This is a genomic window from Candidatus Liberibacter solanacearum CLso-ZC1 (assembly GCF_000183665.1).
Classification (GTDB): Bacteria; Pseudomonadota; Alphaproteobacteria; order Rhizobiales; family Rhizobiaceae; genus Liberibacter; species Liberibacter solanacearum.
Window position 1 is genome coordinate 312,831 of the sequence record NC_014774.1, and the last position, 25,728, is coordinate 338,558.

The window sequence follows — 25,728 nt, forward strand, 5'->3', positions numbered from 1 at the left end:
CAACTATAACTCCAAAAAATCAACAGTTTCATTAATTGTATTATATATATGATCAATATCACTTGATGTTATACAGTAAGGAGGCATGAGGTATATTACATTCCCTAAAGGGCGGATAAGAATATTTTTTTCGCGGAAAAATTTTTTTAATTCTGCATTTTTTTTAAAAAAATAACCTTTATTTTGAACATTTAAATCAAGCGCTACAATTGTTCCTATTTGTCTGATATTAATAAATTTTTTATTTGATTGGAATAAAAGCAACTTATCAGCATGCATTTTTTCTAAATTTTTAATGCGTTCCATTACTGGTTCTTTTTGCCATATTTTAAGATTAGCAAGTGCTGCTGCACAAGCAATAGGATTAGCAGTATAAGAACTAGAATGAAAAAATGTTTTTCTAGGGTCAGAAGATACATGAGAATCAAAAATTTCTTCAGAGCACAGTGTAGCCGCTAGTGGTAATGCACCTCCTGTTATTCCCTTAGATAAACAAAGTATGTCTGGGGTAATATTTGCATGATTACAAGCAAAAAGTTCGCCCGTTCTTCCCCATCCAGTCATCACTTCATCTGCAATGAGAAGGGTATCATATTTTTTTGTTATCCGTATAAATTCTTTTAGAAGATATGGACGATAGGTTTTCATACCTCCTGCACCAAGTATTAGTGGTTCTATCAGTAAAGCAGCAATCTTTTTGGTGCGACAGTGTTGTTCAAGACAATCAATAGTTTCTTGTTCTGAATGAGGATATGGAAACGGAATTTTTTCTACATCAAATAATAGAGGTTGATAAGGATTATTAAATGCTCCACGCATTCCAACTGACATAGCTCCGATTGTATCACCATGATATCCATGTTCCATGACAACGATTTTATGACGTTCTATATTATTATTATAAAAAAAACCTAGCGCCATTTTGAGTGCTACTTCTACGGAAGTAGAACCACTATCAGAGAAAAAAACATATTGTAACCCTGGGGGTACAATTTTAATCAGTGATTTTGCAAGTTTTTCAGCGGGTTCATGGGTATATTCAGCGAAAATTATTTGATCATAATTTTTAGATGCAGATCGTATGGCACGCATGATTTTTGGATAACAATGCCCATGCGTAATAACCCACCAAGAAGAAATTGCATCGATAATCTTATTGTGATCTTCATCAATAAGATAAGTTCCTTGTGTCTTAATAATCTTGTTAAAAGTAGGATTGAAAAAATGTTGAACAAAAGGATGCCATATCGGAAACTTATAGTTTGAATTATTCATAAACATTTTTCTTTAATAGTGATTGTGCAAAATTTTTGTGAAAATTCTGATGAAGTATATCAGGATCCATAGGATCAATTTTAGGCATCCTTCCAAGACATGGAATTTGTCCAATTTTTGTAATAGTTTTTTCTACTTTTGGCATTGAATCTCCAATAAAAGCAACTCCAAGAACTTTTATATTACGATGACGTAAGGCTTCTAAGGAAAGTAGAGTGTGATTGATTGTGCCAAGTGATGTGCGTGCACACAAGATAGTTGGAAATTTCCACCGTTCAATCAAATCTATAAATAGATATTTAGTGGTGAGAGGAACAAGAAGACCACCGGCTCCTTCAATGATGATAGGATGGTTTAATTGAGGTGGATCAATTGTTTTAGGATCAATTATAACTCCATCTATTTCGGCGGATAAATGTGGAGATGCGGGTGTTTTGAGTTTCCATTTTTCTGGAATAATATGACTTTGTGGAACACGTCCCATTTCTTGGACAATTTCACTATCTGTTTTTTCCTTCATTCCGGCTTGGATTGGTTTCCAATAGTATGCATTCAATGCATGTACTAGCGCAGATGAAAAAATTGTTTTTCCAACGGATGTATCTGTTCCGGTAACGACTAAACGTAAATTCATAATTTTTCCTCTGAAATAATTTGAGGAAGAATATCAAAAAATTTTATAATTGTAGATTCTTCTATGTTTAACGTAATACTGATGCGCAGGCGTGCTGTATTAATTGGTACACTTGGAGGACGAATTGCACGAATGTCGAAACCTTTTTCTTGAAGCTTTTTTGCTATGTTCAGAGCTACTTTTTCATTTCCAATGATAATCGGTTGTATGTGGGTTTGGCTTGAAAAACCTAATTTTTTATTAGAAATTTTATTTGTAAAATTAATAAGATTCAGAAGAGAGTTATGTAGAGTTGGTTCTCTCTTGAGGATTCGTAGAGCTTCTCGTGTAGCTATTGTTAGAAGCGGGGAAGGAGATGTGGTATAAATAAATGGTTTGGCATAATTTATAAGATAATCATACAATATTTTATTAGAGCCCACGAGCGCTCCCGATGTTCCAAGAGCTTTGCTACAAGAATGCATTACAATTACATTATGTCGTTCTTTTATATTGTATGCTCTTCCTTTACCCAATGGACCACAAACTCCAGTAGCATGAGCTTCATCCACAAAAAGAAACCCATCATAATCATTAGCAAGCTTGGTAAGAGCATTTAATGGCGCTTTGTCTCCATCCATGGAATAAATACTTTCGACTACAATCCATGGGAATCCTTGCCCTCCATTTCCACGCCATTTATTAATAGCATCAGTAAAGGCATGTATATCATTATGAGGAATAGCAATAGATTGTGCTTTTCCTAATTCTATTCCTTCACGAATACTTGCATGCACTAATTTATCATAGAGGATAAGATCGTTTGATTGTGGTAAAGTTGAAAGAACTGCGAGATTTGCTGAATACCCACTTCCAAAGTAGAGCATTTTTTCAAATCCAAAAAAATCAGCTGCTTCCTCTTCTAATTCTATGTGTTGTTTATAGTTCCCACGAAGTAATCTTGAACCACCTGATCCGATAGGAATATCAGAGCTGAGAGAAGATAATATTTTTTCTCTTAATAAAGGAGATGACGATAGTCCAAGGTAATCATGGGAAGTTAAATCAAATTTATCTTGATGGCATAATAATTGACGATAACGTCCTTTTGATTTAATTTTTTTCAGTCTTTCCTCATAAAAAGACATTTTTACAGTTGTCATATATTTAAATCTGGCATTAATCCAAGGCGATCAAAAAGGATAGTGTCTTTGTTGTAGTTAGGATTTTTAGCTGTTAACAGCGTATCTCCTACAAAAATGGAATTAGCTCCAGAAAAAAAACAAAGAGCTTGCAGTTCATCTGACATCATTACACGTCCTGCAGCCAAACGTAGGCGTGACTTTGGCATCAATATACGAGCAACTGCGATAATACGGACATATTCAATTGGATCTACTTTTTTGTTCTCTGAGAATTTTGATCCTGGGATTGGAATCAGCAAATTAATTGGAATACTTTCTGGTGGCGTTGCAAGATTAGCTAGAGTAATGAGCATATCAATACGATCGTCAGTCGTTTCCCCAAGCCCTAATATACCACCACAGCACACCTTAATACCTGATTTACGAACATTTTCTAATGTTTGTAATCGATTTTCAAAAGTATGGGTAGTAATGACATTAGGATAAAATCTTTCAGAAGTATCAATGTTGTGATTATAGTAATCCAGCCCTGCTTCAGAGAGTTCTTGAGCTTGCTCAGAAGATAACATTCCAAGCGTCATACATGTTTCAAGTCCAAGTGATTTTACTCCTCGGATCATATCTACAATAACAGCAATATCACGTTTTTTAGGTTCACGCCAAGCAGCTCCCATACAGTAACGAGTAGCTCCATTCTCTTTAGCTAGTTGCGCTTCTTTTAGAACCTGATCAACGTCTAGCAGTTTTGAAGCTTTTAACTTTGTTTTGTTATGTACAGACTGATTACAATAACCACAATCTTCTGGGCATCCTCCTGTTTTAATATTTAGCAACTTACTAAGCTGGATATGGTTTGGTTCAAAATTTTTTCTGTGAACCGTGTGAGACCAAAACAAAAGATCATTAAATGGCATTTGGTATATTTGAAGGACTTCTTTGAAAGTCCAAGTTTTTGGTTTATTGTCACATTCTTTTTTTGAAGTGGCATTAGATTTACACATATGTTTCTCTTCAATATTTGTCAGAAAGGAGCATTATCTTCAGAATATAGAAACCTTCACATTTTAGAGAACGCTACGGGATGTTGTGGAATAATCAATAGGAATACATATAGTTGTACTTCTATTATAAAACAATATATATTGTCAAATTATAATTTATTAATTGAAAAATATAAGAATTCATACGATAATTCAAATGGAAAAGAGATGGATAGGAATAGAATTCAGAATTTTGAGATTAATAATACCATGACCAATTATTTTATTTTAGTATATTATGTGACATTAGAGTCAATAATTGACTATTAGGGGAATATCCATACATATGGTTTTATAAAAATATTTTTAACCGATAAATAAGCTTTGCAAAAATTAATATTCATCAACAAAACATCTAAGGAACTAAAAGTGTTCCAGAGCCATTTTTAGTAAATATTTCCATGAGAATAGAATGAGGTTTTGTTCCATCAAGAATAGCAATGCTTTTTACGCCATTTTCAATAGCCTCAATTGAAGTTTCAATTTTAGGAATCATACCCCCAGAAATAACACCATCTTTAATCAGAGTACGAGCTTCTTTTATAGATAGTTTGCTAATTAATTCTCCATTTTTATCAAGAACTCCAGGAACATCTGTAAGAAATAAAAGGCGGATAACATTTAATTTTCCGGCTATAGCTCCAGCGAAGGTATCTGCATTAATATTATAAGTAGAGCCATCGCGTCCAGGCGCGATAGGGGCTATTACTGGGACTATTCCTGATTTTGTTAATAAATCAAGAATAGTGCGATTGATCTCTATTATCTCTCCCACAAAACCTAGATCTACTTTTTTATTGGTATTTGACAGTGAATCTATGAGGTGTTTTTTCGCAAATACTAGGTTGCCATCTTTCCCGCATATGCCGATAGCCCAAGTCCCGGTTTGATTAATTAAAGAAACTATTTTTTTATTAATTGATCCAGCAAGAACCATTTCAACGATTTCTGCTGTTTTTTGATCTGTAATACGTAGACCATTTTTAAATTTGGACTCCATGCCCATTTCTTCGAGTACAGCTCCTATTTGCGGGCCTCCTCCGTGGACAATAATAGGAATAATATTTGCTTTTTTTAAAAGAGCGATATCGTCAGCAAAACCTTTGCTTAGTTCTACGCAGTCCATGACATGCCCACCATATTTTATGACAATGGTTTCGTTTTCATAAAACTGCACGAATGGTAGAGCTTGTTCTAGAATATCTGTGTGAAATTGATATATATTTTCCGTCATTAACAAGCACTCTATTGCAATCAATTGTTAAGTATAAAAGTAAAACAAATTTTTATACAAATATTCATTAAAATATTGGTAGAATTCTATATTTTCGACAATCCAATTTTATGGCTAATAAATTATTGTTTCAAGAATTGATTTTCGTAACATTTCTATTCCATTTCCTTTGATAGAAGAAGTGAGAATTACGTCTGAATGTGCTGCAGGATGATTCTGTAATAGAGATTTAGTATTTTCCAATTTTTCTTGTGCCATAGCAGGGCTCAGTTTATCGGCTTTTGTAAGAATAACTTGATAAGAAACAGCTTCTTTGTCTAAAAGGGCAAAAACATCCTGATCTATTTTTTTTATCCCATGACGACAATCAATCAATAGATATACACATCTTAGTGTTGAGCGTTCACGTAAGTATCTAACAACTAAATTACCCCATGCCGCAACATTTTTTTTCGGTGCTTTAGCATAACCATATCCGGGCATATCAACTAAAGTCATTGTAGGAAGATTGTCTTTTCTTCCAGAACAATCACTTGGAATAAAAAAATTTATTTCTTGAGTTCGTCCAGGAGAATTAGATGTTCTTGCTAGATTTTTTCTATTAAGCAACATGTTGATTAAGGATGACTTTCCAACATTAGAACGTCCAGAAAAAGCTATTTCAGGAGGTCCTTCTTCAGGTAACAGCCTCATCTCTGGGACTCCTCTTAAAAAAATCCACATAGATTTGGTAAAAATTTTTTGATTTATCAATAATTTTATCCGTCTTAGATCGTTTTGCAATAAAACAGCAACAATTATATGTAGTTATTTAGAATTAGAGGATTTTGCAAACATAGAGCGTAATCTATCTATTATATCAATCTTAGCACCGTACATTTTCATGATCACTGTTTGTTGAATGATAGATATAATGTTGCTCCACGACCAATATATAATTAATCCAGCGGGAAAAGAAGAGAGTGCAAAAACAAATACAACTGGCATCCAATTCAAAACTATTGCTTGTCCTTTGTCAGTAGGAGGAGGGCTCATTTTCAGTTGTAAAAACATGGATAGACTCATTATTATAGGCCAAATACCAACATGTATAAACTCCGGCAGTTGAAATGGTAAAATGCCAAATAAGGTGAAAATATTGGTTGGATCAGGCGCTGCAAGATCTTGAATCCATCCGAAAAAAGGAGCATGTCTCATTTCCAAAGAGATAGAAATCACTTTATAGATAGCAAAAAACACTGGAATTTGAAGCAATATAGGCCAACATCCTGCAAGAGGATTGATTTTATGTGTTTTATATAATTGCAACATTTCTTTTTGTAATACTTGAGGAGAAGCTTGCTTAAATTTCTCTCTTAACGCATCTATTTTTGGCTGAATATTTTTCATATTAGCGGTAGAAACATATTGTTTCTTCGCTAGTGGAAAAAATAGAGCTTTGACAAAAATTGTTGTCAGCATAATCGCAATTCCAAAATTGCCTACAAGATTATAAAAATAACTCATAAGCGCAAACATAGGTTTTGCAATAAAATAAAACCATCCCCAGTCAATGAGCATTTCAAAACGCGGAATTTCCAATTCTTTTTCATAATGTTGAATTATAGGAAGCTCTTTGGCTCCTACAAACAATGAATTTGTTGTTTTGGTAGATTTTCCAGGAGATAAAATAATTTCATTAATTTTAAAATTTGCTTGATAACGAGCTCGACCATCAGAAAAATAATCAAATCGGCTTTGAAATGATTTTTCCTTGGGCGGGATAAAGGCGGATGCCCAGTATTTATCTGATATTCCTAGCCAGCTATTAGATTCATGAAAATTAGATACGCTGGATTTTTCAATATCGGAATATTTTTTTTCTATAAGAGATTGATCTCCTAAAACAGCTATAAATCCCTCTTGTACACCAAAAGAATTGCTTTCCTTTTGTAGCTTGTAACGTGTTATTTTTCCATACGGGGAAAAACTAATAAGATTCGTGCCATTGTTCGTTATTGTATCAACTATTGTAAAAAGGTAATTTTCATCTAAGGATATTATGCGTTCAAACAAAATATTATTTGCGCTTTTAAAGGCTAATTTTATTGGACTGGAAGGTGTGAGCACTTGACCAGAAACCAGATTCCAGACAGTATTTTCATTAGGAAATACCGTGGTATTGGTTGTAGAAATATAATTCAGCTCAGCAAAATAGGCGTTTTCTGTATTAAGTGGATTTAAAAGTGCGACCATTGGACTATTGCGAGAAACATCAACACGATATCCTTTTAAGCTAAGATCATCAAACTGAGCGCCTTTTAGATTGATAGATCCAGCAAGAGAAGGGCTATTAATCTCAACGCGAGGGGAACGAGATAAAGCTTGCGCACGATTATCTATAGGAACAATAGTATTTTGAATAGATTGTTTTTCTATAGTGAGGGGAGTCTTCTTTCCTTCTTTGATTGCCTCAATGCGAGGTTGAACATATACGAGTTGCCAAACGTATACAATAGCCACAGATATTGCAATGGCAGCAAAATAGTTCCAATTTTTTTCCATCATGTTTCCCTAGAGAAAATTTTTCCCGAACGATACAACCTTTTATTGTAACGGACACGTTCAACGAAATGAGTGCAGAGTTCCTTGAAAGGGACAAGTAGGGTATCCCGTTTAGCAACAATCACATAATCGTGTCCAGGTTTTAAAATATCTTTCGAACAAAGTCGAACCACTTCTTTTAGCCTGCGACGTATCCGATTGCGCACAACCGCACAACCTTGTCTTTTTGTTACGGTAAATCCTATACGTGACAATCCTTTAGGATTGTTATTGTTCAATACTTCTAAGGAAAAATAAGGACCCTTCCTCGATTCCCCTTTTTTTACTAAGGCAAATTGCCTGCATTTTTTAAGTATAGAGATATTGCTCATCCACGCATCTGAAAATTCATAGTTAGCATTTTGACAGTATACATCCGCAATTAGCATAGAAACAACATTTAAAGATCGTTAAAAAGACAAGCGTTTACGACCCTTAGATCTTCGGCGAGCCATTAACTTGATTCCGCTGCGTGTAGACATTCGAACAAGGAAACCGCAGCGCCTTTTTCGGACAATATTAGAGGGATTATACGTACGCTTCATTTGATCAATAACCTAAAGGCCCTTCACGATTTAATACACAATATAACCGGTACTCTAAATAAGAAAACTTTGGAAGTCAATTGAAGCAAATATTTATGAGGCGTTGGCATGGGTACAGGATTATGAAATCCTAATTGTGAGATTAAATAGTAAATATTTTTATAAAAATAGTATAAGTGGAGCATGGATAGACACAAAATGGGCATAGGATCTTAGTAGACAAATTTATAACTAAATTGTTTGCAAACGGAGAGATTATTGTTGATTATCCATTGGCAGAAGATTTGTTTGGTGTTAAAAAATAGAGCTGTTTAAGTTACATGGATCTGTTTTAGAGCTAAATTGTAGAGATTAGTTTCACTAATGGAGAACTTTAAACTCCAAGAGGTGCGGGTATGGGTGCGGTATTATGAAATCCTAATTGTGATATTATAGTAAATATTTTTATAAAAATAGTATTAAGTGGAGCATGGATAGACACAAAATGGGTATAGGAGTCTTACCAGATAAATTTATAACTGAATTGGTTGCAAACGGGGAGATTATTGCTGATTGTCCATTAGCAGAAGATCAGGTGCAACCTTCTAGCCTTGATTTGCGTCTTTCTGCAAAAGCGTATCGCGTTAGTGCAAGTTTTTTGCCCAAGGATGAAGGTTTGGTATTAGATAGAATAGAGCGATTTAAGTTACATGAAATAGACCTTTTAGAAGGAGCTGTATTAGAGGAAAATTGTGTATATATTGTTCCGCTAATGGAGAGTCTTAAGCTCCAAGGGGGCATGTATGCTTATGCAAACCCTAAGAGTTCTATTGGAAGAATTGATGTATTAGCCCGTGTGTTAGTTGATAGGAACTCGCAGTTTGATTGCATTCCTGCAAACTATTGTGGAAGGCTTTATTTGGAAATTTTATCGTTAAGCTTTCCGATTACTGTTAGGACTGGATCTCGTTTGTCGCAGCTTAGATTCATGTACAAGAGAGAGGTTTTTTCCAAAGAAAAATTACTGTTGTTACATCAAGAAAAACCTTTAATTCAAGGTGGCATAGTTGATTTTTCAGACGAAGGTATTGCTTTATCTGTGAATCTTAAGGGAGAAGGGAACAGTGGGCAAATTATAGGATATAGAAGTAAACGCCATACAGCAGCAATCGACGTTGATTCTAAAAAGGCATACGATATTGCTGATTTTTGGGATCCTCTGTATTCCCAAGAAGGAAATGGACTGGTTCTTTATCCAAATGAATTTTATATTCTCGCATCGCAAGAATTTGTGCAGATTCCGCCTTTAATTGTAGCTGAGATGTGTCCATATAACCCTCTGATAGGGGAATTTAGGGTTCATTATGCTGGTTTTTTTGATCCTGGATTTGGATACCCGGAAGGGTCTGGGGCAAAAGCTGTTTTAGAGGTGCGTTCGTATGTTCCTTTTTTCTTGGAGCATAGTCAAATTATTGGACGACTTAGATATGAGTCTATGATGAAGGAGCCGGAGAATCTTTATGGCGACACAAGAGGATCTAATTATCAAGCTCAAGGATTAAAATTATCAAAACATTTCCGTGCTATTGAGTAGTTTTTGATTTGAACGATCTCTGACAGCGATTACATTTTAGATAAAGGGAAAATTGGTTTTGGCAACTTGAATTTTTAAGTAATATTGTTGACAACGAATTATTTATTTAATTTATTTGGGTACTTTGATCCCTCCCGCAGAGATGGCTTTTTTCATGACAGTTGGCAAGGCAATATTTGTGAGATCTTGCACGTAACACCATTTACTTTCTGGTATCGATATGATTTGGGGCACAACTGTTTTCCAAATGAATAGCTTTAAGTTAAAATGGGTAAATGTATGAGTTATTGTGTTGCATAAAGTCCAATTTGCTAAGAAAGGGGCGTTTCCAACATCAATTTCTCCATCTTTTTTTGCACTCCAATCACTTCCTGGAAGCTCATCCATTCCTTTCAATAAGCGCGTTTTTGTTCTTTTGCGAAGAAGGATACGGTTGTCGGATGTAATTGCTAGGAAAATAGCACCAACGCGTGCGGGTTTTTTTTTAGGGCAAGTTATGCCGAGAAGATGAGATTCTCCTCTAGAAAAAGTTAAACATTTTTTTTGAATAGGACATAAATGGCATAAAGGTTTTTTAGCAGTACAGATTAGCGCTCCTAAATCCATCATAGCTTGAACAAAGTCTCCTGGGCGGGATGCTGAGGTGATTGTACGAGCATAGCTTTTTATTGTTTTTTTATAGAGAGGAAGGGATTTGGTGATTGCAAAGCATCTAGATATTATTCGTTCAATATTGGTGTCTATTACAACTGCAAAATGATTAAATGCTATGGCAACTATGGCGGATGCCGTATAATCTCCTATACCAGGAAGTTTTTTAAGAATATCTTCTTTGTTTGGAAAATCTCCTTCATATTTTTGTACGATAACGTCGGCGCATTTTTTGAGGTTTCTTGCTCGTGTATAGTATCCAAGTCCTGCCCATGCAGATAAAATTTCCTCCTCTGTTGCAGAAGACAGACAAAATATTGTGGGCCATTTTTGCATAAACTTTTTAAAATATGGCTCTACTGTTGTAACGGTTGTTTGTTGCAACATTATTTCAGAAAGCCATATTGTATAAGGATCAGGTAAACTAGATTTGTTGGTTTTAGGAGGGATTCTCCAAGGAAGTGTCCGGTGATTAATATCGTACCAATTGAGAATATCGATTTGAATTGTATTCTCATATTGAGGCATGATTTTTTAAGTCTCACTGTAATTTCATATTGAGCATAGGATATAACTATGAGATTATCATCTGTTTTTTAATAAATTAAAAAATGTAAAATTACACTATTTTTATCGTAGAAATATTTTGTTTTCAACGATGAAAGTAGAAATTTTTATAACAAGATATTTTTTCATTTATTTATATAATTATTAGGTTAGTATGATAGGGATTAAAGAGGATTGTGAAGGTATGATGCATTTTTCTGAAATTATTGATGATTTATTAGATCCCTTTTTACGTCGTAGAGCAGGTATAAGTATATCTCTTATCGGTGTATGGAGTGAGTTGGTGGGAGACGATGTTGCCAAGCACTGTAAGCCGGAAAAAATAATTTGGCCGCGTAGAGATTATGCTGATGAACGAGATTTTTCAAGCAATATCGGTGGAATTTTAGTTATTGCATGTGAGGGTCCATATGCTCTTTTTTTGATGCACGATCAGTCGAAAATCATTAGAAACGTTAATGTTTTTTTTGGATTTTGTGCTATTAAAAAAATTCGCTTTCTTCAGAAACCCGTAGGCATCACGAATCAAGATTCTCCTTGTGCGATTCCTTCTTTGAGAGAAAATGACTGTAAAAAAATCGAAAAAATGACTGAAGGAATTAAGGATGAGCCATTAAAAAAAGCGTTGGTCCGGTTTGGTCATGCGGTGATCGGATTTTCCTATTTATAGGGGATGTGAGTTGGTACTGGTGCAGTTAATAATAAATTTGTGACAATGATATTGATGTTAGAAGTAATTTTTAAACGGGAGAAAAGGTAGTTATGAAAACGGCTAAAATAGGGGCTTTATGCATCGCAGTAGTGTTTGTTGTGGGATCTGTCTTTTTTTATACAAAAAGTAGAAATTCCTCTAATGCGTTACCGCTTCCCTACAGTATGATAGATGTGGATATTTTACTTGCTGCTTCTCCTCATGCCATGGAAGAGATATCAATTGGACGACAAGATGCTCCGCTTACAATAGTTGAATATGCATCAATGACGTGTTTTCATTGTGCGGAATTTCATAATAAAACCTTTAAAAAGATTGAAGATAAATACATAAAAACAGGTAAAGTACGCTTTATTTTCCGAGAATTTCCTTTGGATTCTGTTTCTACCGCTGCAAGTATGTTAGCACGATGCGCGGAAAATCGTGTGAAAGGCGGTTATTTTGGTTTCGTATCAATGCTATTTAAAAAGCAAAATGATTGGATAGAATCAAAAAATTATCGAGAATCGATGTTTAATATGGCTAAAATTGCTGGTTTTTCGCGGAATGATTTTGATTCATGTCTGGGGAACCAAAGTATTCTAGATGATATTAAGACTGGGAATAAGATTGCTGTTGAGAAGCTTTTAATTAATTCTACTCCGTCTTTTTTTATTGGAGGTAATCTTTACCTTGGCGATATGTCAGAAGAAGTTTTTTCAAAAATAATTGATAGCATGATAGAGAAAGATTCCTAATTGAAATAATTGTTTTAAATATTTTGATTTGATGATTCGATTTGTTTAGTCATAGAAATTTAATATGTAATTTATATTTATTGTTTAGGGATGAGCTTAGTGTTTGCATTTTCCTTATGATAATAGAATTAAGGTGCGTTTATGTGAGCATATATTAGGTTATAAATGATAAATTTAGACGATCATAAAGAATTTTAATGGGCTGTTTTTAATTTTATATTTAGAGGGCATTGCTATAGTGGGTGGAGTGGTTAACAACTCAATTTTTTATTTGAGAGAATTATGAATAAAGATAAAATAGGCATTTTTTTCTGATGCATTTTTATATTTTTTGAAAAGTACAAAAATTATGATCGGGATATTGAAATGCCTAAAAAAGTAATGATTGTAGAAGATAATGAGCTCAATATGAAGCTCTTTAGGGATTTGATTGAAACTTCTGGATATATGTCTATTCAGACAAGGAGCGGTTTAGAGGCTTTGGAGATTGCTCGTCAGCATAAGCCTGATATTATAATCATGGATATACAATTGCCAGAAATATCAGGATTAGAGATCACAAAGCAGATCAAAGAAGACAATGAACTTCAAGATATCCCTGTGATAGCGGTAACAGCTTTTGCGATGAAGGGAGATGAGGAAAGGATACGTAAAGGGGGGTGTGAGGCATATATTTCCAAGCCAATTTCGCTTTCTATTTTTATGGAAACGATTAAAAAGTATATTGGAGAGGCCTGAAAGTGAAGATGTATCGCATTTTTTATGCGTGGTTTTGAAATTAAGTTTAATAATATTTTTTTGATACATATTTAGCGGTAAATTATTTTTGATCGATGAAAAATTGTGTTTTGCAGGTGGCCTATATTTAAAGGGAGCTGTGAACAAACAATACACCCTGTAATTATTTTTTTAAAGTTGTCTCGGCTAAATTATTTTTTGAGAGGAGGGACGACGAGGCTTTTTTCTAGTTTTGGGAGAAAAGCGTCTTTGACTTGTTGCCATCTTGCTATCTGGTAACACATCGCAATAAAAAACACTTAGCTATATATTTAACCTCATCTTTTGATTGTCAATAAGTCGTTTTTAAATTAGAGATATCTGTTTTTATTGAAACCAGAAATATTTAAGTTTGGGCTTAGTATTCCCATATTTCTATCACAAATTCGGTTTATAGCGGGTGAATAGTACCCTATGTTACTTGATCTTCCCTTCCGTAAAATCTACATGTTTTCTGACTACGGGATCATACTTTCTTTTCACCATTTGCTTTGGCATGGTGCGGGAATTCTTTTTAGTAACGTAAAAAGTGCCAGTTCCTTCTGACGATATGAGTTTGATTTTTATAGTTGCAGCTTTTGCCATTTTCTATTCCATAACATCTCGCATTTCATTTACGATACAATATTGACATAGGTAAAAAAGAGATAGTAATCCTATACAAGTATCATAGAAATCGTACGAGTCGTTGCTGATAAAGTCAAGAAGAATTCACATTTTCATTTTGTTAATTTTTTAAAAAAAATCATGTTTATATAAATGCGATAAAAAATATTATTATTGTTAAGGATACTGTGCTATTAGTTAACGTGAATTATTGCGGTAATACTTTTTGTTTTCTGTAATTTAATACAAAAATGATAATTTGGCGCTTTATTTTTATTGGAGATCGTCTTGCATTAGATGATGGCGAATATGACTAAAAATATGAAATTTGTTGCTTTGTTTTTTTCAATTGTAATCCTTTCAGGATTTGACTTTGTTGTCATGAATCCTTACGGGGACGTTGCTTCGCAACAGGCTGGTCTTATTTATATATCGGTTTCCTTGATGTTGTTGATAGTTGTACCGGTTTTTTTTTCTATCTTGTTTTTTGCTTGGCGGTACCGCGCTACTAATAAGAAAGCCCATTATGATCCTGCATGGTATCATTCGACTCGATTAGAATTTTTTGTCTGGCTTATTCCGCTTATAATTATTGGGTGTTTGGCGGCAATTACTTGGGACGCTACTCATCGTATGGACCCATATGCTCCCTTAGAAAGAATAAGTGAGAACAAATCTATTCCAAAAAACAGCAAGTCCCTTATTGTAGAAGTTGTGGCCTTAGATTGGAAATGGCTTTTTTTGTTCCCGGAGCAGAAAATTGCAGTGGTTAATGAATTGGTAGTTCCAGTTGATCGTCCTTTGGAATTCAGGATTACAGCATCTTCTGTTATGAATTCTTTCTATATTCCTGGCTTGGCTGGACAGATTTATGCTATGCCCGGCATGGAGACCAAGTTGCATGCTGTCATGAATAGAGAAGGTGCGTATAGTGGGTTTTCCGCCAATTATTCAGGAAAAGGTTTCTCTCATATGCGTTTCACATTTCATGGAAAATCGGAGAAGGGATTTGACGATTGGGTCGCGAAAGTGAAGCGCCAAGGAAATTGTCTTGATCGACAAAGGTATCTTTTATTAGAAAAGCCTTCGGAAAAAGATCCGGTTATTTATTTTTCTTCTGTAGAATCGGGTTTATATTCTGCTATCATGAATTTTTGCGTCCATCCTAATAAAATCTGTATGGATGAAGTGATGCGTATTAATGCGATGGGAGGGGGAGGCGTGAAAGGGATTGATCGTCGTTTTCTTGTTTATGACGAGGATTATGCCTGGGAAAAGCAAAGATGATTCTGCGTGGTTAAGATATGGCGGAAAGATTGTCCTTGCATCCTAATTAGCGTATTTAAATGATTGAGGTTTTTTGTATAAGGAAAGAATAAATGTTGCAAAATGTTGATTTCTACAAATTCGTGTTTGGTCGTCTAACACTTGAATCCTTTCCTTATAAGATTCCTATAGTTTTGGGAACGTTTTGTGTTGTTGCTTTAGTAGGTATAGCTACCATTGTTACTGTTACATATTATCGTCTTTGGGGCTATTTATGGAAAGAATGGTTTACGAGCGTTGATCATAAGAAGATAGGCATTATGTATATAATACTATCGTTGGTAATGCTTTTCCGAGGTTTTGCTGACGCTATTATGATGCGTCTTCAGCAAGCGATAGCGTCAGGAGGGGGAGAAGGATATCTAGACGCTCATCACTATGATCAGATATTTACGGCTCATGGCGTTATTATGATTTTTTTCGTGGCGATGCCTATGGTGACGGGCGTCATGAATTTTGTAGTTCCTTTGCAAATAGGTGCTCGGGATGTATCCTTTCCTTTCTTGAATAATTTTTCTTTTTGGATGACTGCGATGGGTGCAGTGCTGATGATGTCTTCTTTATTCATAGGTGAATTTGCTTCTGCAGGTTGGTTGGCATATCCTCCATTGTCTGGAATATCGTATTCTCCTGGGGTTGGAGTTGATTATTATATTTGGGGACTGCAAATTTCGGGGATTGGTACGACTTTGTCTGGAATAAATCTGGTGGTAACCATTATAAAATTGCGGTGTCCAGGCATGACAATGATGAAAATGCCAGTATTTGTTTGGACATCTTTTTGTTCTAATATCATGATTATAGCGGCCTTTCCTATTTTAACTGCCACATTTTTCTTGTTAACTCTTGATCGTTATATAGGCACTAATTTTTTCACCAATCATCTTGGTGGAAATCCAATGATGTATGTTAACTTGATCTGGATTTGGGGGCATCCAGAGGTTTATATATTAGTACTTCCTGCTTTTGGAATTTTTTCTGAAGTAGTGGCAACCTTTTCAGGCAAAAGACTTTTTGGATATAGCTCCATGGTTTATGCAACTCTAGCAATAACAATTCTATCCTACACTGTTTGGTTGCATCATTTCTTTACTATGGGGTCTGGTGCGAACGTAAATGCTTTTTTTGGAATCATGACAATGATTATCGCGATTCCTACAGGGGCCAAGATTTTTAATTGGTTATTTACAATGCGCTTTGGAAAAGTACGTTTTGAGGTTCCGATGATGTGGACCTTGGGTTTTATGCTCACCTTTTTAATAGGTGGGATGACAGGAGTATTGCTTGCTGTTCCTCCTGCAGATTTTACGTTGCATAATTCGTTATTTTTGGTTGCTCACTTTCATAATACTATAATTGGAGGTGTTGTTTTTGGTTTGTTAGCGGGTATTGTCTATTGGTTTCCTAAGGCCTTTGGTTATAGATTAGATCCTTTCTGGGGCAAGGTTTCTTTTTGGTGCTGGTTTATGGGCTTTTATTTTGCATTTATGCCGCTTTATGCTCTTGGCTTAAAAGGTGTGACTCGTCGTTTGAGTCAGTATGAAGATGTTTCTTTGCAAGTTTATTATGTTGTGGCTCTCTTAGGAGCTGTTCTGATAGCGGGAGGGATATTTTCTTTTATTCTTTCGTTCATTGTTTCTTTCCTAAATCGAGCTCAATTACGTGATACGAGTGGTGATCCTTGGAATGGGCGTACTTTGGAATGGTCTATTGCTTCTCCTGCACCAATGTATAATTTTTCTTTTACTCCTGTAGTGCATAAAATAGATGCTTGGAGTGATATGAAAGAGCAGGGATATCGTCGTCCAATTAATGGTTTCTTGCCTATTCACATGCCACAGAATACTGCTACGGGCATTGTTTTAGCGGGATTGAGCTTTTTATTTTCCTTTGCCATGGTATGGTATATGTGGTGGTTAGCAATCCTTTCTTTTGTGTCAATTGTCTTATATACGATTTTTCATACATTTAATTATAGTCATGGATATGAAATACCGGCGAAAGATGTAGAATCTTCTGAAGAATCTTGTAGACAAATTAGCATGGAACAAGACAAGGAGCGTTGTTAAGATGAGCAAACGAAAGATTGGAAAATCGCCCAATACACCTGTTTTTTATCTCAAAGAGGAGAAGGGGAGTTGTATTGATCATCATGATGGGACGTATCTGGGTTTCTGGATATATTTGATGAGCGATTGCTTAATGTTTGCGGTTTTTTTTGTAACTTACGCTGTTCTTGGAAAAAATTATGCAGCGGGTCCGGCACCGATAGATATTTTTGGTATTAGGGATATCCTTGTGTCGACTATTGTTTTGTTATTATCATCTCTATCATATAGCTTCGCCATGTTGGCTTCCGAAGATGTGAAGAATAAAACAGTTTTTTGGTTGCTAGTCACAGCATTTTTCGGGATTATTTTTATTATGATGGAAATTCATGAGTTTGCCCATTTGATTTCTAAGGGGGCGACACCTCAACGATCTGCATTTCTATCGTCTTTTTTTTCTTTAGTTGCCCTTCATGGATTGCATGTATTCTTTGGGCTTATTTGGATTTTTATTCTGGTTATACAGATTTTGAAAAAAGGTCTTATCCCAGACAATAGGCGTCGTTTGATGTGTCTATCTATGTTTTGGCATTTCTTAGATTTAATTTGGATATGTGTTTTCTCTTTTGTATACCTTATGGGTGTTGTTTGATATTTTTTGTGGAAAGAAAACGGGATGGATTATAATCATAATAAAAGAACTCATTCTCATGGGACAAGAAGAGAATCTTTGATTGGATTCATATTATCTTTGATTTTAACCTCTATCCCTTTTGGAATGGTAATGCAGGGCTCTTCTTTTCTAGATAAAAACATGACATATCTAGTAATTGTTCTATGTGCTATTGCACAAATAATAGTTCATTTAGTATATTTCTTGCATATGAATGTGAAGGTTGAAGATGGGTGGAATGTGATGGCGATGGTTTTTACCATTATTATCATTGCCATTTGTTTCGTTGGTTCTATGTGGGTGATGTACCATCTTAATTATAATATGATGCCGATGGATGAAAGTATGCGTAGTATACATTAGCAAAAAGTTATAATGTAATGTGAAGCGGATAACTCCTATTATGTCGATTACGAGGTTTTGATTCCTAAAATAGTTTATGATAGAGTAAGGTCTCATAAGTTGCCAAAGCTATTATTATATCTTCATTAAGATATAGCTACAATAGCTGTGTTGTTGAATTGATTGTCTCTTTGTAAGGAGATGCCTTAATAAAATATTTTTTAGTTGTTACATTAGTCTTTATGTGGTAATGGGAGTTATCGTCTTTTTTACTTTATTGGGGAATAACTGTACTTTCATAGTTTGTATATGAGGAATAGTTTCTTTCTTTTGTTAGAAAGAAGGTATATTTCCTTAAAGTTAATTCTCTGAGGAAAGAATGTTGAGTATATGTAGATTTATTTATAGCGTAAAAACTATAAATTTTTGTTTTTTATAGGATGTTTTGTATAATATGGCCAAAGAAGAAATTCTTGAATTTTCTGCTGTTGTTTCTGAATTATTGCCGAATGCTAACTTTCGTGTGCAGCTAATTGCACTTGAAGATAACTCTTCTTATTGTAAATCAGATTCAGATTCAGATTCAGATTCAGATTCAGATTCAGATTCAGATTCAGATTTAAAATCTTCAGGATCCAAATTGAATTCCAAGGACATTGATTTTATCTCTCTTATTGGCAAGTCAAAAGTAATTGCTTATACTTCGGGTCGTATGCGCAAGCATAGGATTCGTATATCAGTCGGAGATAGGGTAAAATTAGAAATTAGTCCGTGCGATATGACGAGAGCTCGGATTACTTATCGTTTTAAATAATTTTTTAGGAATCAATGGTTGTTTTTTTGTTGCAGAAGTATGTTCCGTTTTAAAAGAGGGGATATTTTGTAAAATATTGTTTTTTGAATAAAAAATTATATTATAACGGCTATTTAGTATAAATAGGATAATATGCACTTTTGTTATATAGGGTGGCGAAAAAGGATGAAAGATCTTGCAAAAGTCAGATTGTGAATTAGTAAGGTGTCTTTGTCCTGAGTGTAGGAAAGATTCTGTATCTGCATTTTATCCTTTTTGTTCTACGCGATGTCGTTCGATTGATCTTTCACGTTGGTTGAGTGATGGATATGTCATTGTAAGAACGGAAAATGAGGCATTCAATAAAGAGGAAGATATTTCATAGTTGGTAAGACTTGATTTTTCTTCATAAAAATGTTTTTGGATTAGCATGTAATTACTTTGCGGATGAAAAGTGGGAAGGATGACCATATTAGTCCAACATATATTATCTTTCAGATGCCCAGATAGCTCAGCTTGGTAGAGCAATGGACTGAAAATCCATGTGTCGCTGGTTCAAATCCTGCTCTGGGCACCATTTAATAATAAGGCATTTATTGTATTTTGTTTTTTAACTAAGCTACTGATATCGAAAATATATTGTTTTTGGATTTGTTGCGGAAGAACCTTGAAGATTGGTTGTATTATAAAAATATTTCTTGTTTGTATTGTGTATGAATATTAGTTAAAATAAAAATGTTAGCCACGATAAAATTTTCATTAGTTTATTGATTTCTTATTTGGATATTCATCAGTATTAGATTGCTCGTTTTTTTGAGACATTACGTGGTGGATATTGTGAAAAAATTTGATGAATTTGTGGAAAATTTGGTAAAAAATATGTAATAGAATTAGAATGCAGTTTCGTATCCTTTGGCCGAAGTGATGCTATTTTAAGTAATCGCAGCCTATTTTTTATAGGTATACGAATATTTGTGTTTTCAGGCAATTATTTGGGAAGTCATTTTGAAAAATAATTTCTCGATTTTAGTGATGTTTTTTCTTTGGATGGCATTGCCTTCTTTTGCTATTGAGCCGATTAAGATTTCATCTAGTGATAGTGCGTTAGATTTAACTGCTGTAACAGAAATTTATGTCAATCGAGGTGAAAATTTTCAAGTATTCACAGCGGCAGATATAGATGGGATAAGTAGGCGTATTGAAGTAAGCGCATCAAGTATTAAGCATCAAGGTGATTGGGCTGTCTTCGCGTTAGCTAATACTTCTGATAGTCAGCTTGAGCGTTTAATTGTTGTGCCTCATTTCCGTCTTGTAGGATCACGTTTTTTCCTCCCAGATCTTGGATCTCGTCGTATTATTTCCGTTACTCCATCAGAAGGTTTTTCGTTAGATCGTGTGCCTAATCCTGATGCTGATGTATTTCGCATTACAATTAATCCAGGGGCTATTGTTACTTTTGTTATGGAGATAACTAGTTCAAATTTGCCTCAAATCTATCTTTGGGAACCAGATTTTTATAAAGATACAGTCAATTCTTTTACATTATATCAAGGCATAATAATAGGCATTGCAAGCTTATTAGCGGTGTTCTTGACTGTTCTTTATATGGTCAATAAAAGCTCGATGCTTGTTTCTGCTTTTACAATGGCATGGGTTGTTCTTGGATATATTTGCATTGATTTCGGATTTATTTCTAAGCTGATTAATTCTCCATCAGGTGAATTGCCAATTTGGAGAGCTTGTTCTGAAATGGCATTGTCTCTTTCTTTGCTGATTTTCCTTTTTACGTATTTTAATTTGAATAGATGGCGTACTAAATTGGGACACATCACGTTTGCTTGGATTACATGCTTAGCGATATTATTCTGTATATCTTTCTATTATCCATCGCTGACAGCGGGTATCGCCCGTCTTTCTTTTGGTGGCATTGTTTTATTGGGAACGTGTTGTATTTTTTATCTAGGGAAAAAAGGATATGAGCGTTCTATTTTATTGATCCCTGCGTGGATGCTGATTGTTATATGGTCAATTGGATCGTGGATGGCTATAACCAAGCGATTAGACAACGATATTATACAGTCAGCTCTTGATGGTGGCTTAGTGCTAATTATCCTATTAATAGGTTTTACGGTAATTCAGCATGTATTGACAAGTGGCAATATATCACAGGGGATTTTTCCCGATGTGGAGTGTCAGTCTTTAGCAGTATTGGGATCAGGAGATATTATATGGAATTGGGATGTGGTGCACGATAAGGTAACAACCACACCAGATATTGCGACTACATTGGGTTTGGCTGCTGGTTCCATGCATGGAGCGATACGCAATTGGTTGCCTCATATACACCTAGATGATCAAGATAGTTTTCGTACTATACTTGATAGCTTTTTAGAATATCGACGAGGAAGATTAAAACACGAATTTAGAATTTTTGCGAAAGACGGACAATTTCACTGGATAATGCTTCGGATTCGTCCTGTTTTAAATGTTAATGGTGAAATTTTGCGTTGTATCGGAATCGCCAATGATATAACGGTACAGAAAAAATCAATCGATGGGATTCTATACAATGCACTTCAAGATAATTTGACGGGAATACCAAATCTACAATCTTTTCTAGATCGTCTCACAACGATTATTAGTTTGTCCGTAGACAATAATTTGCATCCTGCTGTTATGGTTTTGGATATTGATAAATATAAACAGATTAATAGAACATTAGGTATTGCTATTGGGGATGATGTTCTAGTCGTTTTAACTAGAAGAATTCGTAGCTTGTTGAGATCTCAAGATACGCTAGCACGTCTTTCAGGTGATCGATTTGGTATTATTCTTACATCTGAAAAGGATCGCACAAAGATAGCAGATTTTGCTATGACTGTGAGTAAAGCTGTAGTTATGCCTATCCATCTTCTCAATCGTGAAATTATTGTTACTGCATCGATTGGTTTTGTATCCTGGACAAGTTCTAAGATTACGTCAACTGAAATGCTTAAAAATGCTGAATTAGCTATGTATCATGCTAAAAATAGAGGGGGAAATTGTATAGAATCATTTCGTCCATCTTTGATATCTTTTCGTAGCGATAAATTAAGAATAAAAGAAGATTTAAGTCGTGCAATAATAAATTCTGAATTATATCTTGTTTATAATCCTATCATACGATTGGCGGATGAAGAAATTGTAGGGCTTGAAGCACTTTTACAGTGGAATCATCCTAAATTTGGTAATATTCCTTCTTCTAAATTTATGTCTATTGCCGAAGAGTTATCTATTATCAAATCAATAAATTTATTCATGTTAGAACGTATTGCGGCGGATATCATCAATTGGCGCGATCAAGCAAACATGCCCCCAATTTTTGTATCTATTAATATTGGAAGTACCGTTCTTCTAGATGATTCGCTATGTGAATATATACAAGCAATTATTTCTAAGACACTTTGTTCGCCAAGTGGTATTAAATTAGCATTTTCTGAATCTATTGTTATGGAAAATCCTGAAAAAAGTTGCTTATTACTTGATAAATTAAGGAAAATGGGAATTGGTTTAACTCTTGATGATTTTGGAACAAAATGTTCATTGTTGTCGTATCTTGGCTATATGCCATTTGATGCGATAAAATTCAATGGATCTTTAATGACCGGTTCTACAACAAAGCGTATTTCTATGTTACGGTCGCTTGTTTCAATAGCAAAAAAATTAGAGGTGATGATAATCGCAAAAGATATCTATGGAGAAATAGATACAAAAGAACTAGCAAGAATGGGATGCGATTATATCCAAGGTTCTCATATTACTTCTCCTTTAAGATCTAGCTCTATATTAAAATTATTAAAAGATAGATTCCCTCTAGTAAAAAATACTTAAGTTATAGATTAAAAATGCTTTTTTGAACATTATTCAGATTAATCTAAAATTAACATGGCTTTTTCAAAGTTCTTTGTCAAAAGGTTCAACGCCTTGTATTTTATTATCACGATTTAATTTTATTTGCTCTATTCTCTTTTCTGCAGAACAGAGTAAGGATTCGCAATGCAGTTTTAAAGCTTCACCACGCTCATAAATGGAAATAGATTCATCTAACGTTACGTCACCACGCTCAAGTTTTGTGATAATGTTTTCAAGTTCAGATACCGCTTGTTCAAAGGGGAGAAGAGAAATATCGTTTTTATTGACTAAATCGTTCATTATTATGTATTCCGTTTATTGTATTATTTTTCATAATAGATTTTGAGATATTTACTCTATCCATGCAAATAGAAAAATATAATTTTAGCTCGCTTTAAGCAGTATTTTATAAATGAACCAAGACAAAATTTCAAAGAATTTAAAAGCAAATGATTGCGTATATGCTTAAAAAGCATGCGGGAAATGTTTCGGTAATCGCCAAGGAACCACTGCAATGATATCATATCGATATGAAAGTAATGGACTATTTTCTCGCTGTGCAAGCCAAACTTTGCTAGCGGCACGAATGCGTTTGCAACTATTATAGGAAACAGAATCAATACCTTCTTGAAAATTTTTTCTCGCTTTGACCTCAACAAAAATAATAAGATCCTTCCGACGGGCAATGATATCAATTTCCCCGCGGCGGTTACGGTAACGTAAAGCTATAATTTTCCATCCTTTTATTAGTAAAAATATAGCAGCAAAAAATTCAGCGAATAAACCATATCTTAGTGATTTGCGACGATCGTGCGACACTTGTAACCCTTTGCATCATTAGATTATCCATGTGTAATGTTGTCTATATTTGTTAATCTGCTTCGAATAATCCTCTAGGTCTTTCAATCGTTATGTTTCCGTTTTTTGTCTAGAAAAACAAGGAGATAGATAGAGAGGTTGGATAGATTATTTCTCATTATTATCAATTGCGTATAACTCTTTGCGTACTAAAGAACGTAACGTGTCAATTGAATGTAATTTTCCATATTTTTCAAAATACCAAAAATTCCATCCGTTACATGTTTCTAAACCACTTACTTTAGCGCCAACACGATGAATAGAGCCAGATTCAACTCCAGAGACTAAAGTGCCATCAACGCGGACAATCGCACTTATATTACGTTGGGCATTTGTCAGAACTTGGCCTGCTTGGATTATTCCCCTTTCTACGAGGAGATTAAAAGCAACGCGAGGTTCAGCCTTTTTCCCTGTTAGCACAGTTAACTCAATATTTCCCAAAGGTTTTACGGATTCGATGCGTTTGGTCGCAATATCAATATAATCTTGCTCCATTTCTATTCCTAAAAAGGATCTGCCAAGTTTTTTTGCAACGGCTCCAGTTGTTCCTGATCCAAAAAAAGGATCTAAGACAAAGTCTCCGGGTTTTGTAGAAGATGTGAGAATGCGTGACAAGAGAGATTCAGGTTTTTGAGTAGCGTGTAATTTTTCACCATCTTTATTGCGTAAGCGTTCTGCGCCGGAACAAATAGGGAAAAGCCAGTCAGAACGCATTTGCACGTCTTCATTAGCTGCTTTTAAAGCATCATAATTGAAAGTATAGCCTTTTGATTTTGGTGAAGGAGACGCCCAAATAAGGGTTTCGTGTGCATTTTGAAATCGACGTCCTCTGAAATTTGGCATTGGATTGGATTTGCGCCATACTATATCATTTAATATCCAAAAATTTAGATTTTGCAACATTGCTCCGATACGGAAAATATTATGGTATGAACCTATGACCCATAATGTTCCACTAGGCTTGAGAACACGTTGACAAGCTAAAAGCCATGCGCGTGTAAAAGCATCATAAGCCTCAAAAGAAGAAAATTTATCCCATGAATCAGTTACAGCATTGACTAAAGAATTATCGGGTCTATGTAGTTTTCCATTCAGTTGAAGATTGTAGGGAGGATCTGCAAAAACAAGATCAACGGATTTAGCAGGCAACTTTTCTAGAACTGATATACTGTTGCCTTTAATTATCTTATCTTTCCATGACAAAATAGAATTTTTATTTTGATCAATAACAAGACGGCTCTTTTTGTTCATGAAGGATTACTTTATTCTCGAGTTAATGCTTTTTAATCTTGAGAACATGGTTACCGAAGTTAGTTTATAAATTATTAAAAAAAATAATTTTATATTTATTGAATATAAAAAGATAATTTATTTGTGTAGTAAAATGAAAATAGTTGGTAAATGATATCGAAATACCTTTCTGATATTTGAAAACATCTTATAAGAATAAGATATTAGTTGTTTTTTTGTTTTTCCCTCACTTTCTTTGTAGTGCTCAGGATATTCTTGTATGTTATTATTAATAATTAAAGTCTTGGTACGGATAAAATAGTTTGGGAGTGGTGGAGTTAATTGAAATATCCATGTAATAGACAAAAGCGCGGGATGCTATAAATACAGCTATGTAAAATCAAGGGGTTACTATAACAGCTGATTTTATGGGTGGTTTTAGTGAATTGTTGCACAATATTGATCAGGATATCCGTGATGCATGACTTTGGAGTATAGCAACAGAAGCC

25 protein-coding genes, 1 tRNA gene and 1 pseudogene are annotated in these 25,728 nt (G+C 34.6%); 13 read left to right on the forward strand and 14 right to left on the reverse strand.

The window, feature by feature from the left end; translation table 11 throughout:
* Positions 1-3: 3 nt before the first annotated feature.
* The 9 genes from CKC_RS01480 to rpmH all read right to left on the reverse strand — a co-directional run bounded on the left by CKC_RS01480 (position 4) and on the right by rpmH (position 8,435).
* The gene (locus CKC_RS01480) at positions 4-1,275 is read right to left on the reverse strand and encodes an adenosylmethionine--8-amino-7-oxononanoate transaminase (protein ID WP_013461712.1); all 1,272 of its coding nucleotides are present in this window, start codon (positions 1,273-1,275) and stop codon (positions 4-6) included.
* A complete protein-coding gene (gene bioD / locus CKC_RS01485) occupies positions 1,268-1,909 on the reverse strand; it encodes a dethiobiotin synthase (RefSeq protein ID WP_013461713.1) in 642 nt (213 codons plus the stop codon). The genes CKC_RS01480 and bioD overlap by 8 nt, the downstream gene beginning before the upstream one ends.
* Entirely contained in the window at positions 1,906-3,051 is a 1,146-nt protein-coding gene (locus tag CKC_RS01490; RefSeq protein WP_013461714.1) for an 8-amino-7-oxononanoate synthase, read from the reverse strand. Before CKC_RS01490 ends, bioD begins: the two co-directional genes overlap by 4 nt.
* Positions 3,048-4,034, reverse strand: coding sequence for a biotin synthase BioB (gene bioB, locus CKC_RS01495; protein WP_013461715.1), 987 nt, complete (start codon positions 4,032-4,034; stop codon positions 3,048-3,050). Before bioB ends, CKC_RS01490 begins: the two co-directional genes overlap by 4 nt.
* A gap of 394 nt (positions 4,035-4,428) precedes the next feature.
* Positions 4,429-5,307, reverse strand: a complete 879-nt coding sequence (gene argB, locus CKC_RS01500; protein ID WP_013461716.1) for an acetylglutamate kinase — start codon at positions 5,305-5,307, stop codon at positions 4,429-4,431.
* A 114-nt stretch (positions 5,308-5,421) separates the two neighbouring features.
* Complete coding sequence (gene yihA / locus CKC_RS01505; protein ID WP_013461717.1) at positions 5,422-6,000, reverse strand: ribosome biogenesis GTP-binding protein YihA/YsxC; 579 nt, start codon at positions 5,998-6,000, stop codon at positions 5,422-5,424.
* A gap of 114 nt (positions 6,001-6,114) precedes the next feature.
* A complete protein-coding gene (yidC, locus tag CKC_RS01510; RefSeq protein WP_013461718.1) occupies positions 6,115-7,851 on the reverse strand; it encodes a membrane protein insertase YidC in 1,737 nt (578 codons plus the stop codon).
* Positions 7,851-8,222, reverse strand: a complete 372-nt coding sequence (gene rnpA / locus CKC_RS01515) for a ribonuclease P protein component (RefSeq protein WP_034442998.1) — start codon at positions 8,220-8,222, stop codon at positions 7,851-7,853. Before rnpA ends, yidC begins: the two co-directional genes overlap by 1 nt.
* 78 nt (positions 8,223-8,300) lie before the next feature.
* Complete coding sequence (rpmH, locus tag CKC_RS05910; protein ID WP_013461720.1) at positions 8,301-8,435, reverse strand: 50S ribosomal protein L34; 135 nt, start codon at positions 8,433-8,435, stop codon at positions 8,301-8,303.
* 484 nt (positions 8,436-8,919) lie between these two features.
* Here rpmH and CKC_RS01520 point away from each other — a divergent pair, with 484 nt between their 5' ends.
* Positions 8,920-10,008, forward strand: a complete 1,089-nt coding sequence (locus CKC_RS01520; RefSeq protein ID WP_013461721.1) for a 2'-deoxycytidine 5'-triphosphate deaminase — start codon at positions 8,920-8,922, stop codon at positions 10,006-10,008.
* Positions 10,009-10,119: 111 nt separating this feature from the next.
* On the opposite strand, the gene CKC_RS01525 is transcribed toward CKC_RS01520, so the two are convergent.
* Positions 10,120-11,187 (reverse strand): A/G-specific adenine glycosylase, encoded by a 1,068-nt coding sequence (locus CKC_RS01525; RefSeq protein WP_013461722.1) that lies wholly within the window; start codon positions 11,185-11,187, stop codon positions 10,120-10,122.
* A gap of 223 nt (positions 11,188-11,410) precedes the next feature.
* Here CKC_RS01525 and CKC_RS01530 point away from each other — a divergent pair, with 223 nt between their 5' ends.
* The 3 genes from CKC_RS01530 (at position 11,411) to CKC_RS01540 (ending at position 13,413) form a co-directional block, all read left to right on the forward strand.
* Positions 11,411-11,896: a DUF721 domain-containing protein gene (locus tag CKC_RS01530; RefSeq protein WP_044054222.1), complete on the forward strand. Its 486-nt coding sequence runs from the start codon at positions 11,411-11,413 to the stop codon at positions 11,894-11,896.
* A gap of 92 nt (positions 11,897-11,988) precedes the next feature.
* A complete protein-coding gene (locus CKC_RS01535) occupies positions 11,989-12,675 on the forward strand; it encodes a DsbA family protein (RefSeq protein ID WP_013461724.1) in 687 nt (228 codons plus the stop codon).
* 366 nt (positions 12,676-13,041) lie between these two features.
* Positions 13,042-13,413, forward strand: coding sequence for a response regulator (locus CKC_RS01540; RefSeq protein WP_013461725.1), 372 nt, complete (start codon positions 13,042-13,044; stop codon positions 13,411-13,413).
* A 456-nt stretch (positions 13,414-13,869) separates the two neighbouring features.
* On the opposite strand, the gene rpmG is transcribed toward CKC_RS01540, so the two are convergent.
* Entirely contained in the window at positions 13,870-14,037 is a 168-nt protein-coding gene (gene rpmG / locus CKC_RS01545) for a 50S ribosomal protein L33 (RefSeq protein WP_013461726.1), read from the reverse strand.
* Positions 14,038-14,367: 330 nt separating this feature from the next.
* Here rpmG and cyoA point away from each other — a divergent pair, with 330 nt between their 5' ends.
* The 9 genes and pseudogenes from cyoA (at position 14,368) to CKC_RS01585 (ending at position 23,110) form a co-directional block, all read left to right on the forward strand.
* Positions 14,368-15,345 (forward strand): ubiquinol oxidase subunit II, encoded by a 978-nt coding sequence (cyoA, locus tag CKC_RS01550; RefSeq protein ID WP_143827763.1) that lies wholly within the window; start codon positions 14,368-14,370, stop codon positions 15,343-15,345.
* A 92-nt stretch (positions 15,346-15,437) separates the two neighbouring features.
* Positions 15,438-17,453 (forward strand): cytochrome o ubiquinol oxidase subunit I, encoded by a 2,016-nt coding sequence (gene cyoB / locus CKC_RS01555; protein ID WP_013461728.1) that lies wholly within the window; start codon positions 15,438-15,440, stop codon positions 17,451-17,453.
* Position 17,454: 1 nt separating this feature from the next.
* Complete coding sequence (gene cyoC / locus CKC_RS01560; RefSeq protein WP_013461729.1) at positions 17,455-18,084, forward strand: cytochrome o ubiquinol oxidase subunit III; 630 nt, start codon at positions 17,455-17,457, stop codon at positions 18,082-18,084.
* Positions 18,085-18,108: 24 nt separating this feature from the next.
* A complete protein-coding gene (gene cyoD, locus CKC_RS01565; RefSeq protein ID WP_013461730.1) occupies positions 18,109-18,468 on the forward strand; it encodes a cytochrome o ubiquinol oxidase subunit IV in 360 nt (119 codons plus the stop codon).
* 433 nt (positions 18,469-18,901) lie between these two features.
* Positions 18,902-19,000, forward strand: a pseudogene (locus tag CKC_RS06265) (translation initiation factor IF-1); the annotation flags it as partial.
* Positions 19,001-19,159: 159 nt separating this feature from the next.
* Entirely contained in the window at positions 19,160-19,261 is a 102-nt protein-coding gene (locus tag CKC_RS06270; RefSeq protein ID WP_244391990.1) for a S1 domain-containing protein, read from the forward strand.
* A 175-nt stretch (positions 19,262-19,436) separates the two neighbouring features.
* The gene (gene yacG, locus CKC_RS01575; protein ID WP_013461732.1) at positions 19,437-19,625 is read left to right on the forward strand and encodes a DNA gyrase inhibitor YacG; all 189 of its coding nucleotides are present in this window, start codon (positions 19,437-19,439) and stop codon (positions 19,623-19,625) included.
* 115 nt (positions 19,626-19,740) lie between these two features.
* Positions 19,741-19,817: transfer RNA gene (locus CKC_RS01580), tRNA-Phe, on the forward strand.
* A gap of 455 nt (positions 19,818-20,272) precedes the next feature.
* Positions 20,273-23,110 carry an EAL domain-containing protein gene (locus CKC_RS01585; RefSeq protein ID WP_080551006.1) on the forward strand — a complete coding sequence of 946 codons (2,838 nt, stop codon included), beginning with the start codon at positions 20,273-20,275 and terminating at the stop codon, positions 23,108-23,110.
* Positions 23,111-23,173: 63 nt separating this feature from the next.
* On the opposite strand, the gene CKC_RS01590 is transcribed toward CKC_RS01585, so the two are convergent.
* The 3 genes from CKC_RS01590 to CKC_RS01600 form a co-directional block, all read right to left on the reverse strand.
* Positions 23,174-23,431 carry an exodeoxyribonuclease VII small subunit gene (locus tag CKC_RS01590; RefSeq protein WP_013461734.1) on the reverse strand — a complete coding sequence of 86 codons (258 nt, stop codon included), beginning with the start codon at positions 23,429-23,431 and terminating at the stop codon, positions 23,174-23,176.
* Positions 23,432-23,596: 165 nt separating this feature from the next.
* Positions 23,597-23,950, reverse strand: a complete 354-nt coding sequence (locus CKC_RS01595) for a YraN family protein (protein ID WP_013461735.1) — start codon at positions 23,948-23,950, stop codon at positions 23,597-23,599.
* A 147-nt stretch (positions 23,951-24,097) separates the two neighbouring features.
* Positions 24,098-25,240, reverse strand: coding sequence for a site-specific DNA-methyltransferase (locus tag CKC_RS01600; protein WP_013461736.1), 1,143 nt, complete (start codon positions 25,238-25,240; stop codon positions 24,098-24,100).
* Positions 25,241-25,728 lie beyond the last annotated feature (488 nt).